General features: G+C 66.8%; 14 protein-coding genes. 1 reads left to right on the top strand and 13 read right to left on the bottom strand.

Annotated features, from left to right (window positions below; genetic code table 11):
• Nucleotides 1-3 precede the first annotated feature (3 nt).
• A complete protein-coding gene (locus tag J2X92_RS02340; protein WP_307573054.1) occupies nt 4-873 on the bottom strand; it encodes an intradiol ring-cleavage dioxygenase in 870 nt (289 codons plus the stop codon).
• On the bottom strand, nt 870-2,582 hold the full coding sequence (locus J2X92_RS02335; protein ID WP_307573052.1) for an FAD-dependent oxidoreductase: 1,713 nt from the start codon (nt 2,580-2,582) through the stop codon (nt 870-872). The genes J2X92_RS02340 and J2X92_RS02335 overlap by 4 nt, the downstream gene beginning before the upstream one ends.
• Before the next feature lie 92 nt (nt 2,583-2,674).
• Here J2X92_RS02335 and J2X92_RS02330 point away from each other — a divergent pair, with 92 nt between their 5' ends.
• The gene (locus J2X92_RS02330) at nt 2,675-3,151 is read left to right on the top strand and encodes a MarR family winged helix-turn-helix transcriptional regulator (RefSeq protein WP_307573050.1); all 477 of its coding nucleotides are present in this window, start codon (nt 2,675-2,677) and stop codon (nt 3,149-3,151) included.
• 48 nt (nt 3,152-3,199) lie between these two features.
• Here the strand turns inward: J2X92_RS02330 and J2X92_RS02325 are convergent, their stop codons facing one another.
• From J2X92_RS02325 to J2X92_RS02275, 11 genes are all read right to left on the bottom strand, one after another.
• Nucleotides 3,200-3,913, bottom strand: coding sequence for an ABC transporter ATP-binding protein (locus J2X92_RS02325; protein ID WP_307573049.1), 714 nt, complete (start codon nt 3,911-3,913; stop codon nt 3,200-3,202).
• Nucleotides 3,910-4,665, bottom strand: coding sequence for an ABC transporter ATP-binding protein (locus J2X92_RS02320; RefSeq protein WP_307573048.1), 756 nt, complete (start codon nt 4,663-4,665; stop codon nt 3,910-3,912). The genes J2X92_RS02325 and J2X92_RS02320 overlap by 4 nt, the downstream gene beginning before the upstream one ends.
• Complete coding sequence (locus J2X92_RS02315) at nt 4,665-5,687, bottom strand: branched-chain amino acid ABC transporter permease (RefSeq protein WP_307573046.1); 1,023 nt, start codon at nt 5,685-5,687, stop codon at nt 4,665-4,667. Before J2X92_RS02315 ends, J2X92_RS02320 begins: the two co-directional genes overlap by 1 nt.
• A 4-nt stretch (nt 5,688-5,691) precedes the next feature.
• Entirely contained in the window at nt 5,692-6,609 is a 918-nt protein-coding gene (locus J2X92_RS02310; RefSeq protein WP_307573044.1) for a branched-chain amino acid ABC transporter permease, read from the bottom strand.
• A 4-nt stretch (nt 6,610-6,613) separates the two neighbouring features.
• Nucleotides 6,614-7,792, bottom strand: coding sequence for an ABC transporter substrate-binding protein (locus tag J2X92_RS02305; RefSeq protein WP_307573043.1), 1,179 nt, complete (start codon nt 7,790-7,792; stop codon nt 6,614-6,616).
• 74 nt (nt 7,793-7,866) lie between these two features.
• Nucleotides 7,867-9,003 (bottom strand): cupin domain-containing protein, encoded by a 1,137-nt coding sequence (locus J2X92_RS02300; RefSeq protein WP_307573041.1) that lies wholly within the window; start codon nt 9,001-9,003, stop codon nt 7,867-7,869.
• A gap of 97 nt (nt 9,004-9,100) precedes the next feature.
• A complete protein-coding gene (locus J2X92_RS02295; RefSeq protein ID WP_307573040.1) occupies nt 9,101-9,805 on the bottom strand; it encodes a fumarylacetoacetate hydrolase family protein in 705 nt (234 codons plus the stop codon).
• A gap of 50 nt (nt 9,806-9,855) precedes the next feature.
• Nucleotides 9,856-11,073, bottom strand: coding sequence for an NAD(P)/FAD-dependent oxidoreductase (locus J2X92_RS02290; protein WP_307573038.1), 1,218 nt, complete (start codon nt 11,071-11,073; stop codon nt 9,856-9,858).
• A 31-nt stretch (nt 11,074-11,104) separates the two neighbouring features.
• On the bottom strand, nt 11,105-11,422 hold the full coding sequence (locus tag J2X92_RS02285) for a non-heme iron oxygenase ferredoxin subunit (RefSeq protein WP_307573037.1): 318 nt from the start codon (nt 11,420-11,422) through the stop codon (nt 11,105-11,107).
• An 8-nt stretch (nt 11,423-11,430) separates the two neighbouring features.
• Entirely contained in the window at nt 11,431-11,901 is a 471-nt protein-coding gene (locus J2X92_RS02280; protein WP_055795472.1) for an aromatic-ring-hydroxylating dioxygenase subunit beta, read from the bottom strand.
• Nucleotide 11,902: 1 nt separating this feature from the next.
• Nucleotides 11,903-13,168, bottom strand: coding sequence for an aromatic ring-hydroxylating dioxygenase subunit alpha (locus tag J2X92_RS02275; RefSeq protein ID WP_307573034.1), 1,266 nt, complete (start codon nt 13,166-13,168; stop codon nt 11,903-11,905).
• Nucleotides 13,169-13,272 lie beyond the last annotated feature (104 nt).

Here is a 13,272-nt window from a genome sequence, read left to right as displayed (position 1 = left end):
CGTTCAGTCCGCCGACGGTGTGCTGCGGTTCAACACGAAGTCGTAGTCCAGTGTGTAGTAGACCGGAGGCTTGGCCGGGTCGCCGGTTTCGTGGCGCTCCCACTCGGCGATGAGGCTCGGGCGCACGCCGAAGACCGCATCGGATTCCAGGTAGCGCCCGCCGCGCCGGAACACGTGGGTGATCAGCCGCTCGTAGCCCTCCGCTTGGATCATGAAATGCAGGTGCGCCGGACGCCACGGATGGCGGCCGACCGCATCGAGCAGGGCGCCCACCGGGCCGTCGTGAGGGATCGGGTACTCATGCGCCACGATGGAGCGGAAGTGGTAGCGGCCGTCGGCATCGGTGCGCAGCTGGGCCCGGGCCCGATGCTCGGACAGCGACGGGTCGGGTTTCTGCACGTCGTAAAAACCTCCTTCGTCGGCCTGCCAGACATCGACCAGCGCGTGAGTAACCGGTTCGCCGTCCAGCCCGGTGACCCGGCCCTGCACGAAGCAGGGCGCACCTTTGGCGCCGTTGGCGATGTCGGCGCCATGCTCGACCATGGGCGCGCCTTCGACGAAGAAGGGTCCGAAGACCGTGGCCTCGGTGCAGCCCGCCGGCTTGCTGTTGTTCTGAGCCATGACCAGCGTGGACAGTCCGAGCACATCCGACAGCAGGATGAACTCCTGCCGCTTGTCGTCGGTGATGTGTCCCGCGTCGGTAAGAAACCGGATGCCGTGCCACCACTCGTCCTCGGTGAGCTTCACCTCGCGGGCGAAGTCGTGCAGATGACGCACCAGGCTGCCCATCACGGTGCGCAGCCGGGCATCGGGGCATCGATCCATCGACTCGAGCACGGCGTCGGTGATGGTGAATGAATCAAGTGGTTTCATGGGTGGCTCTCCTGAAGGGAACGGTGGGCCGTGACCTGGTCCAAAACAGCCTGCGCGTCGTCGGCGGAACTGCCGCGCCAGGCGACGATCTGGTCGGGACGGATCAACACGAGCGGTGCCTCGTACAGGTCGCGCAGCATGGGCTCTGCAAGCCGCACGATCCGCAGCTCCAGGCCGCGCGCGTGCGCGATAGCTTCGAACGGCGCCGTGTCGGGCGGTTCCGAGCCCAGCACGAGCACAGTCCAGTCGCACCCGAAAAGATCGAACAGCGAACGGCCATCGTCCAGCCAGGCATGCGGCGGCCGGCCGCCGGGGCAGGCGGTGGGAACGTAGCGATTCGGCTCATCGGGCGGCGCCGCCGTGCCATCGGCCACGATCACCGGCGAGCCGTCGTAGCGCCCGCCGAAAGTGACGCCGGGAATGTTGAACTCCAGCCGTGCGTGCGCGTCCAGATGCTCGGCGGCGGCGCGGCGCTCGGCATCGCCGCGGGGCGAGTCTTCTTCGAGCTCGGGGCTTGCAGCGAACAGGCCGACCGAATCGGCAAACCGCCTCGCATAGCCCGTGTTGCGCTCGGCCAGCGGACGGCGCTCCGCCTCGTAGCTTTCCAGCAGTGCGGCGGGGGCTTGCCCGCGCAGCACGGCGGCCAGCTTCCAGCCCAGATTCACCGCGTCTTCGACCGCGGTGTTGTAGCCCAGGCCGCCGGTGGGCGTGAACAGATGGGCCGCATCGCCCGCGATGAACACGCGGCCGCGCTGGAATTGTTTGGCAACCAGGGCGTGGCCGGCCTGCCAGACGCCCATCGACAGGATCTCGATCGGCACGTCCACGCCGACCGTCTGCGCGAAGATGCGACGTGCATCGGCTTCGGTCCAGGTCTCCGGGTTTTCGTGCGGATGCACCGCCGCATGAAAAGCGTACTCGGCGACGCCGTCCACGGACGCCATGAAGGCACGCCGCTCATGATTGACCGCGACGTACATCCAGGCCTTGGGATGCGTCAGCGCCGAGATGAATTGCGCAGACCGCAGGTAGATGGCGAACATCTTGCCGCCCATGAAGTCGCGCTGGATGCCAGTGACGCCGCCCCATTCGACGCCGAGCTCGCTGCGCACAATGCTGCGCGGGCCGTCGGCGCCGACCAGGAACCTGGCCTTCACCTCGACCGGGGCGCCGCTTTCCGTGGGCCGGATGCACGCATCGATGCCGTCGCCAGTGTCGGCGAAGCGTTCCAGCCGCCAGCCGTAGCGCACGTCGGACGTGGGCCACGCCTCGGCATGGCCGCGCAGGGCCGCCTCCACGAACTTCTGCGAGACGCGGTGCGGCAGCTCGGCCGCGCTCCACGAGCCGGTCATCGCCTTGATCTTCTCGGTGGCCTGCGCGGCCGTCGGCAAGTGAATGCGGGCCAGTTCATGGCCCGTGTAGCGCGTGAAGTAGGCGATGTCGGTCGGATGGTCGGCCGGCAGGCCCAGGCGCCGGATCTCGTGCGCGAAGCCCAGCCGGCGGAAGTGCTCCATCGTGCGCGCCTGGGTGGCGTTGGCCTGCGGGTTGAAGGCGGTTCCCGGCTTGGCATCGACCAGCAGGCAGCGGATGCCCCGGCGGCCGAGTTCGTTGGCCAGCATGAGGCCGCACGGGCCGCCGCCCGCGATCAGGATTTCTGTCTCCAGCGTGCGTGGCTGCGCGGGGGCCGTAGTATTGGTGGAATAGGTCATGGACTTGGGGCCGTATGGGCTCGGCATCGCCGGCGAAGCGATGACTCCGCATAGATGCTTAGGTTACCTAAATACTTCAGGATTGCAAGGCTTTGAGGAATTCCCCTACACCCGGAAAGGGAGCGCGCGTCGACGAGGGATGGCGCACCGACAACGTCGGACGCCTGCTCAGCAGCGCGCTTCGCCGCTTCGAGGAGCGCGTCATGTCGCTGATGGTCGAGCGCGGCCATGCGCAGACGCGCCGCTCGCACGTCAATCTCACGCGCCACCTCGACATCGGAGGTACGCGCATCACCGAACTCGCCCGGCGCGCCGCAATGACGAACGCCGCGATGACGGAGCTGATCGACCAATGCGAATCGATCGGGCTCGTCGAGCGGATGGCCGATCCCGCGGACAAGCGCGTGCGCATCGTCCGGTTCACGCAGGTAGGCGAAAGCTGGCTGAAGGACTTCGGCCGCGCTGTGGCACAGGCTCAGCGCGAGATGTCGAAGGAGGTGGGCGAGGACCAGCTGGCCGTCGTGCTGGCTGCGCTTGCCAGCTACGCGGGCACGGGCGGGGAGCCCTGAGGGCGCCCCGCAACCCCCGCGGATCCGCGAGCGAGATTCAACGGACCGCTACACGCCCAGGTACTGGTGGACGATCTGCGGCTGCGCGCGCAGTTCGGTGGAACTGCCTTGCCAGACCACGCGCCCTTTTTCGATCACGAAGTGCCGGTCCGCCAGGTTCAGCAAGGGCTTGACGTTCTTGTCGATGACGATCTGCGACAGCCCGTCGCGTTTGAGATCCGCAAGCGAGCGCCAGATCTCGTTGCGGATCAGTGGCGCAAGCCCTTCGGTGGCCTCATCGAGCACCAACAGGCGCGGGTTCGTCATCAGCGCGCGGCCGATGGCCAGCATCTGCTGCTCGCCGCCCGAGAGCTGGGAGCCGAGGTTGCCGCGCCGCTCCTTGAGGCGAGGAAAGAACTCATAGACGCGGTGCAAGCTCCAACGCTCGCCAATGCCCTTCTTGTTGTCGCGCGCGGTGGCGACCAGGTTCTCTTCCACCGTGAGGTTGGGAAAGACCTGGCGGCCCTCGGGCACCAGCGCAAGGCCGTGGCGCGCGATGCGGTGCGAGGGCAGGCTGTCCACCCGGGTGCCGCCCACCGAGATGCTGCCGGCCGAAACAGGCAGCATGCCGAACAGGCACTTGACCGTGGTCGAGCGGCCCATGCCGTTGCGGCCGAGCAGGGTGACGACCTCGCCCGTGCCGACCGAGAAGGAGATGTCGAACAGCGCCTGCGCGTGGCCGTAGGAGGCCTGCACGCCTTGGACCGACAGGAATTCGCTCATGCTTCGGCCTCTTCTTCGCCCAGGTAAACGGCCCGCACTTCGGGGTGGTTGCGGATTTCTTCCGGCGTGCCGGTGAACAAAATCTTTCCGTAGACCAGCACGCTGATGCGGTCGGCCAAGGCAAACACCGCGTCCATGTCGTGCTCGACCAGCAGGATCGTGTACTGGCGCTTCAGCTGCTGCAGCAGCGCGATGACGCTGGTGGATTCCTGCACGCTCATGCCAGCCATGGGCTCGTCGAGCAACAGGAACTTGGGACCGGCCGCCAGGCTCATGGCCAGCTCGAGTTGGCGGCGCTCGCCGTAGCCCAGGTCGCCGGCCGGCACGTGGAGGCGGTTGGCGAGCCCGGTGGCGGCAAGCGCCTCTTCGGCAGACTGGCGCGCCTGGTGGTCGGCTGCCATGGGTCGCCAGAACCGGAAGGCGTGACGGCGCGAGGCCAGCGCCGCGAAGGTCGCATTCTCGATCACGCTGAAGTCCTCGAAGATCGAGGTGATCTGGTAGGACCGCAGCAAGCCGCGTTGCGCGCGTTGGTGGATGGGCAGCGCGGACACGTCGGCGCCTCGGAACCACACGCTGCCGCTGTCCGCTTCGAGCTCGCCGGACAGCTGGTTGATGAGGGTCGTCTTGCCGGCCCCGTTGGGGCCGATGATCGCGTGAAGCTCGCCTTCATGGATGTCGAGCGACACCGAGTCGGTGACGAGCAGTGCGCCAAAGCGCTTGGTGAGCGCGTCGGTGCGAAGGACGCTGGTCATCATGGAGATCCTTTCGCTGCGGAGAGCGTGTGGGGTGCGGCCTCGGCAGTTGCGGGCACCGGCGCCGCACTTGTTGCGCGTGCGTCGAAGCGCTCGAGCAGGCCGACGATGCCTCGCTTGCCCAGCAGCGCAACGATCACGATCAGCGGTCCGAAGATGACCATCCAGTGCTCGGTGAAGCCTTTCAGGACCTCTTCAAGGCCAAGGAACACCAGTGCACCCATGAGGGGGCCGAACACCGTACCCAGGCCTCCGATGACGACGATGACGATCAGTTCGCCCGAGACGGACCATGCGAGCGTGCTGGGCGAGGCAAAGGCGTTGAGGTTGGCCAGCAGCAGCCCTGCGACGCCGCACAGCATGCCGGACAGCACATACGCCAGCAGCTGGTAGCGCACCACCGGAATGCCGGCGGCACTCACGCGCCGCGCGTTCTGCCTGGCCCCGCGGATCACCATCCCAAATGGCGCAACGCGCAGGCGCGCGAGCCACCAGATCGAAAGCACCAGCACGACGAACGCCGCGACATAGACACTGGTCGCCGATGACAGGTCGACGGGGCCGAAGCGGCTGCCCAGAGCAATCGACAGGCCGTCGTCGCCGCCGTAGTTCTTCAGGCTCACGAACAGAAAGTAGCCCATCTGCGCAAAGGCCAGGGTGATCATGATGAAGGCGATGCCGCTGGTGCGAAGGCTGATCGCACCGGTGACCAGCGCGACCAGGCCGCAGGCACCCAGGCAAAGCAGCAGGTGGACCCAGCCGCTGCCGATGCCATGGAAGGACGCCAGGCCGACCGCGTAGGCTCCGAGCCCGAGGAACAGCGAATGGCCGAAGCTCACGAGGCCGCCGTAGCCCAGCGCGATGTTGAGCGCGCAGGCGGCAATCGCATAGATGATGATGCGCGCGAAGAAGGCGATGTAGAAGGTCTGGCCGGTGGCCTCGGCCACGAAGGGCACGCTTGCCAGCAGCAGCAGGACCAGCAGCGGCACCCAGGTGCTCGGGCGTGAAAGAAGTGTGGTCATGGGACTACCTGTTGGCGGGGAAGAGACCTTGGGGGCGCCATGCGAGCACCACGGCCATGAGCAGGTAGACCAGCATCGAAGCCAGCGCGGGTCCGGCCGCATCGGCGAACGAACGCTCGGTGACCTGGCGCAGCAGGAACGGCAGGAACACGCGGCCCATGGTGTCGACGATGCCCACGATCAGCGCGGCATAGAAGGCCCCGGTCACGGAGCCGATGCCGCCGATGACGATGACCACCAGCGTCGTGATGAGGACCGACTCGCCCATGCCCGACTGCACCGACAGGATCGGCCCGGCCATCGCGCCGGCAAGCCCCGCCAGCATCGCGCCGACGGCGAAGAGCATCGCGTTCAGCAGGCGAATGTTCACGCCGAGCGCGGCCACCATCGCGGGATTGACGGCGCCGGCGCGGATCAGCATGCCGACCTTGGTCTTGTTGATCAGCAGCCAGGAGCCGACCGCGACGGCCAGCCCGACCGCGATGATGGCGATCCGATACGAGGGGTAGCTGAACCCGCCGATGTCGATGGCGCCGCTCAGGAACTCGGGCACCTGCAGGAAGACGGGCTGCGACCCCCAGACGATGCGCACCAGCTCGTTGAAGAACAGGACGAGGCCGAAAGTGGCCAGCACGTGATCGAGGTGGTCCCGCCGATAAAGACGCGACACCGCCACGAACTCCAGCGCCAGGCCCAACAGCAGCGAGCCGCCCATGGCCGCAGCAACGGCCCATCCGAACGATCCCGTGTACTGGAAGGCCGTGGCCGCAAAGTAGGCCCCCATCATGTACAGGGAGCCGTGCGCCAGGTTGACGAAGCTCATGATGCCGAAGACCAGCGTCAACCCCGCCGCCAGCAGGAACAACAGGACGCCGTACTGGAGCCCGTTCAGCAGCTGTGCAAGAACAACCGTGCTGCTCATGGGATCACTTCAGCGCGCACTGCGCGTGGTAGGCATCGACCTGTTTCGGCAGTGGCGTGGCGAGCAGCTTGCCTGTGACGCTGCTGCCGTTCTTCACCGTCTCGAATGCGTAGTAGTTCTGCACCGGCAGGTTGTTGTTGTTGAAGGCGAAGGGCCCCCGCACCGATTTCACTTCGCTGCCCGCGGCCTTGACGGCGGCTGCCAGCGCCTTGCTGTCACCGGGCTTGGCCTTGCCCAGCGCAATGTTCAGGATGTTGGCCGCGTCGTAGGCCGTTGCGGCGTACTCGCTGGGCGTGCGCTTGTACTTGGCCTCGAAGTCGGCCACGAACTTCTTGCTCTCGGGCGTGTCCAGCGCCGCGTCCCACATGGCGCCGCTGATGCTGCCGACGGCCGCATCGCGCAACGCGGGCAGCGTGGTGCCGTCGACGGTGAAGACCGAGTAGAGGGGCAGCTTGGCCATCAGGCCGGCCTGCGCCATCTGCTTGATGAAGTTCACGCCCATGCCGCCGGGATAGAACACGAAGACGGCATCGGGCTTGGCCGCCTGCAGCTGCGCGAGCTCGGCGGAATAGTCGGGCTGGTTGACCTGGGTGTAGACCTCTTCGACGATCTGGCCCTTGAAGTAGCGCTTGAAGCCGGTCAGCATGTCCTTGCCGGCCTGGTAGTTCGGGGCCATCAGGTAGACCTTCTTCACCCCCTTGTCCTGCGCGAACTTGCCCATGGCTTCGGCGGCGCCGTCGTTCTGCCAGGCGGTCGAGAACACGTTGGGCTTGCAACCGGCGCCGGCCAAGGGCGACGGCCCCGAGTTGGTGGCGATGGCGACGACGCCGGACTCCGCGATGCGCGGCAGGCTGGCCATCATCACGTTGGAAAAACTCAGGCCGACGATGGCATCGACCTTGTCCTTGTCGATGAACTTGCGCACGATCTGCCCACCGATCTCCGGCTTGAGCTGGTCGTCTTCCTTGAGCACCGTGGCCGGTTGTCCGCCGAGCTTGCCGCCGAGCTGCTCGACCGCCAGCATGAAGCCGTCGACCTGGTCCTGGCCGACGACCGCGATCGGCCCCGACAGCGGCGCCATGAAGCCGATGGTGGCGGCTGCCGCGAGCTGGCTGGCGCCCGCGCAGGCGAGGGCGGCCAGAACCAGGCTGGTGCGGCGGAGGGAAGGAGAGCGTGTCGTCATGTCTTGTCTCAAGTGCTTATGAAATAAAAAAAGGTTGCAAGGGCGGCGGGGCCGGCCGAGCGTCGTGCAGCGTGCTACGCCAACTCGCCCACCTGCGTTCGATGCGCGTGCAGCGCCTCGAAGATCGGTCCGTCGCTGAAGCGGAAGAGATCGAGCGTCCCCTGGCTGGCGGCATCGCAATGGGCCGCGAAGGGCTGCCACGACGGCACGACGAACATGTCGCCGCGCTTGACGCTCCATTGCTGCTCGCCCACCTTCACGGTGCCGCTGCCTTCGAACACCTGGTAGACCGATGAGCCGACCTCGCGCTGCACCAGGGTGCTCGCGCCTTGCCTGATGCGGTGCATCTCGGTGCGCATCGTGGGCAGCACGTCGCGTCCGGTGCTCGGGTTCGTGAAGCGAACCGCCGCGTGGCCCGGGCTCAATGTGGCGGGATGGCCTTCATCCTCCATCGCCAGCTGGTCGGCCAGGGCGCGGTCGGTGTCGACCCAGCGGTAAGCCAGGAGCGGCGTCGCTGTCGGCGCCTCCGGCTGCGAGAGCGGACGTAGGCCCGGGTGGCCCCACAGGCGCTCCGAGCGCGAGCGCTCCGGCGTGGCTTTCTCGACCGTGCTGACGCGCTCTCGCCCGAACTCGAAGAACTGCGACTCCGTGAAATACGAGAAAGGAATATCCAGCCCGTCGATCCACGCCATCGGCGCGCTGGCTGCGTTGTGATGGGAGTGCCACTTCCATCCGGCCTGCGGCAGGAAGTCGCCGCGCGACATCCGCACCGGATCGCCGTTCACCACGGTCCACACGCCTTCGCCTTCGACCACGAAGCGGAACGCGTGCTGCGAGTGGCGATGCTCCGGTGCATCCTCGCCCGGCATCAGGTACTGGATGGCAGCCCACAGCGTGGGCGTGGCAAACGGCCTGCCGCCGAGCGCTGGATTGGCCAGCGCGATGGCGCGCCGTTCGCCGCCGCGGCCCACGGGAACGATGCGCCCGGCCTCGCTGGCCAGCTCGACCAGGCGATCCCAGCGCCAGAGATGAGGCACCGCCTTGCTGCGCGGGTGCCGCGGCATCAGGTCGCCGATCTCTGTCCACAGCGGAACGAGCAGTTCGCTTTCGAAGCCCCGGTAGAGCTGCTCGAGTGCGGGGCTGGGCTCGGGTTGGCCCGGGCCCGCGACGGCCTTCAGGCGCACGGGGGAGGGGACGGTGTCGACTGTCATGGAAGTTCCTTCGTGGGGACCGCTGCAGCGAGCGCTCGCGTGGCGCTTCTGTCCGCTGTGTCGTTTTGTCGAGAGCCGGATTACGTCGGCTTGCGCTTCACTCGGCTGGACCGACCGTGAGCGTGATCTCGCCCACGCCGGCCACGCTGCCTTCGACGCGATCGCCAGGCTGGAGCGCGCCCACGCCTTCGGGTGTCCCGGTGAAGATCAGATCGCCGGGCTGCAGGTGGTAGTACTTCGACAGGTCCTCGATCAGCTCGGGGATGTTCCAGATCAGCTTGGAAAGATCGGAGCGCTGGCGCTCCTGGCCGTTCACGCTCAGCGCCAGCGCGCCTTGCTCGAGCACCGTGCCGGCCATTGGGACGACCTCGGACACCACCGACGACTGCTCCACGTCCTTGCCGAGGTCCCAGGGCCGACCCTTGTCGCGGGCCACGAGCTGCAGGTCGCGCCGCGTCATGTCCAGGCCGCAGGCGTAGCCGTAGATCAGCTTGTGCGCGTCGGCGCGGTCGACGCGGAAGCCGGGCGCCCCGACGACGAGCACCAGCTCCATCTCGAAGTGGTAGTTGGACGTGCCGGGTGGATAGGCCACGGTGGCGCCGGATTCCACCAGCGTCGGCAGGCTCTTGGTGAAATAGAACGGCACCTCCACCGTCTTGTCGACTGGCCGGCCCATCTCGATGGCGTGGGCGTGGTAGTTGCGGCCGACGAAGAACAGGCGGTTGACGGGCAGGCGCTCCGTCTTGCCTCGAACGGGTAGCGAGGCGATCGGAGGAGGGGTCCAGAGATAGGTGGTGGTCATGATGTTTGCAGTGCGTGGATCGGGGCGGACGCGCGTTGCGCATCCGTAAGTCAAAGCGTGGAAAGCGGCACCTGGAGGTCGGCGAGCTGGGCTGCATCGACGCTGGTGCGGCGCTCGATCAGGCGCCGCGCAAAGCGCAGGTCGCGCGCAGAGTTGGGGCCCAGCGCGGCGACGACCTTGTCGCCGTCGAGGAAGAACATCACGAAGCTGCTGGCGCTCTGGTCGCCGCGCAGCACCACGCGATGCGCCGGCGCAGGCATGCCGAAGATCTGCAGGTTGACGTCGTACTGGTCCGACCAGAACCAGGGCAGCGGCTGATGGTTCACCGTGGTGCCGAGCGCGGCGCGCGCGGCGGCGATGCCTTGCTCCTGGGCGTTCTGCCAGGACTCCAGTCGCATCCGCCGGCCCGCCCATTCGCAGTGCCATGCCGCCACGTCGCCCGCGGCCAGGATGTCGGGATCCGACGAGCGGCATTGCGAATCGACCAGCACGCCGCCATCGCACGCCAGGCCCGCCTCGCGGGCGAGTTCGTCGTTGGGAACGAGGCCGACACCGATGAGGACTGCGTCGCACGCGAGCTCGCTTCCGTCGCCGAACGAGGCCGTGAGGCCACCTTGCGCGTTCTGTGCGAGGCGCTCGATGCCCGTGCCCAGGCGCACATCGACACCGTGGGAGGTGTGCAGTTGCAGCAGGTAGTCTGAAATCTCGGACGGAACGGTGCGTTCGCACAACCGGCCCATCGCTTCGACGATGGTCACGCCCAGGCCCTTCTTCCGGGCCGTGGCGGCCACCTCGAGCCCAATCCAGCCGCCGCCGACGACGAGCAGCCGCTTGCCGGCAGATAGCGCGGCGCCAAGCGCCGCCGCATCCTCGATGCTGCGCAGGGTGAAGACGCCGGGCAGATCCGCGCCCGGGATATTGAGGCGGCGCGCCCGACCGCCGTTGCAGAGGATGAGCTTGTCGTAGGCAACGGGCTCTCCATGCGTGAGGCGAAGCTGCTTCGCCGCCCTGTCGATGAAGGTCGCGCCCACGCTCGGCCGCCAGTCGATGCCGAGCGCATCGAAGGCATCCGGTTTCAGCAGATGCGTCGTTTCCGCATGGGCGTCTCCGGAGAGCACCGCCTTGGACAGCGGCGGGCGCTCGTAAGGACGATGGGGCTCGTCGCCGACCAGGACCACACGGCCCGCGAAGCCTTCGCTGCGCAGCGTCTGCGCGGCCCAGCCGCCGGCCTGGCCGGCGCCCACGATGACGATGGTTTCGGTGGTCATGGGTTCAAGGCCATGGAAGAAAGGAGGGGCATCAGTCCAGCGAAAGGAACACGCGGCCCGCGTCGATCTTCACGGGGTACGAGCGGATCGCCTCGGTCACGGGGGCGCAGGTCGGCTTGCCGTTGCGCACGTCGAACTTGCCCTGGTGCAGCGGGCATTCGATCTCGTGCCCTTCGAGAAAGCCTTCGCACAGGCGCGCATGGCCGTGGGTGCACACGTTGTCGGTCGCGTAGATCTGGCCGTCCACGTTGTACAGCGCGATGTCGCGTCCGCCGACCACCATGCCGACCACATCATCGGTGGGCACCTCGTCGACGGTTGCGGCGTCGGTCCATTGGGAATCGCTCATGGCTGGCCTCAGAGGGGATAGATGACGGAGTTGGGGATCATTTCGCTGTCGTAGATGACCTGGCGCGAGGCGAACTTCAGTCCTTGCTCGGTGCGCACGACCACGTCGATGTAGCGACCCACGCTGAAGACGCTCGAGAGTTCGGACAGCTTGGTGCGGAACACCGCGTAGTTGGCCTCGCACTCGAAGCGGTCCGCCTCGGCCTTCAGCACGAGCGGCGTCCCGACGACGTGGCGCTGGTAGTAGGGGTCGTGGAACAGGGTCTCGCGAATGCCGTAGACGCGGTCCTTCAGCATGCCCTTGCTCTCGAACGACAGTGTGGCCAGCGGAAAGCCGCGGTCGTAGTTCTCGCGCGGCTGCAGCCGGTAGCTGCAGTCGTCTGTGAAGAATTCCGGCCAGAGTTCCCATTCGCCGGAGCTCACGGCCTGGGCGTAGCGGGCGTAGAGCTGGGTCAGGTCGAAGTAGTCCTGGAAGTTCATCTCAAGCCTCCATGACCTTGCGCCAGTACTCGTACATGCCCCGGATCAGCGTCTCGGTCACCATGTGGTCCGTGTCGCCGACCTCGCGGCCGCCGAGCTCGGCGAGCGTGCGGTGGAAAGGCTTCTGTTCGAAGCCCTTCTGCGAAAGCTCGATTACCTCGCCGTCGTCGGCCGAGACGAAGCCTGCCGGTCCGAAGAGATTGGCCTGGCGCAGCCGCCGCTGTGTCATCGCATCGTCGTCGTCCTCGAAGCCGAAGTGCGTCCACACGAAATCGAAGGCGCCGGGGCCGCTCGGCTGGATGTGCCGGGTCGAGACGCTGTTGACCTGCTGCTGGAAGATCACGCTCGGGAACAGCGTCATCATCACCGCCGTGGGGCCCTTCCACCACGGCTCGGGCACGATGTCCAGGAAGCGGTCATCGTTGAGTTTCATGCTTTCCTTGAAGCTCGACACCTGCGTGACTTCGTTGGCCTTGCCGCTGGCGCCGCGGGTCGAGATCATGGCGGCGTGCCGATGATGGCTGTCCATCTTGAGCTCCGACTTGTTGTCCGCACGCCAGAGCCCGAAGGTGACGAACCACGTATGCAGGAGGCCCGGGTGGTACGGGTCCTTGATGTTCTCCTGCATCAGCTTCCAGTTGCCGGGAATGCGCTGGCGGTTGTAGCCGAGGATCGTCAGCTTGCGGCCGTTGAACAGGCGGTCGAAGTAGCCCATGATTTCCGGGCCCATGAAGTCTTCGAGCGACTCCACGTCCGCATCGAAGGACGCGAACACCACGCCGCCGCGGGTCGCGACCTTGAGTTTGTTGAGGCCGTGGTCGGCGGGCTTGAAGTCGGCCGGCATCCCGCCGTTGACCTTGCCGTCCTGCTTGACGCCGCGCCGGAAGGGCACGCCTTGCAGATCGCCGCCCAGCGAGTAGTTCCACTGGTGGTAGGGGCAGGTGAAGCCGCTGGCCTTGCGGTTGCCGTGCCGCTCGCGGCAGAACTGCATGCCGCGGTGCGCGCACACGTTCTCCACCACGCTGATGGAGTCCTCGGCATCCCGCACCATGATCACCGAGCGTTCGCCGACGACGGTGCGCTTGAAATCGCCGACCTCCGGAATCTCGGCCTCCAGGCCCACGTAGCACCAGTGGCCGCGGTAGAACAGGCGCTCGAGTTCGCGCCGGTGCTGGTCGGCCTCGGTGTAGGCCATGAAGGGGATGCGGCTGGTGCCCTTGTCTTCCCAGTGGATCTTCTGGGGAAAGACTGCTGACGTGTCGTCCATGTGTTGTCTCCTGTGCGGCCATGTTGCATGCGCCGCTCGTCTCGTGGTACCCGATGATCGACAGTTCGGCTCCATCGTTCAATAGAATGTGCCGAATACCTCAT

Origin of the sequence: Variovorax paradoxus, from assembly GCF_030811855.1 — a bacterium.
Taxonomy (GTDB): Bacteria; Pseudomonadota; Gammaproteobacteria; order Burkholderiales; family Burkholderiaceae_C; genus Variovorax; species Variovorax paradoxus_L.
This window is presented reverse-complemented; position numbering and strand designations above follow the sequence as displayed.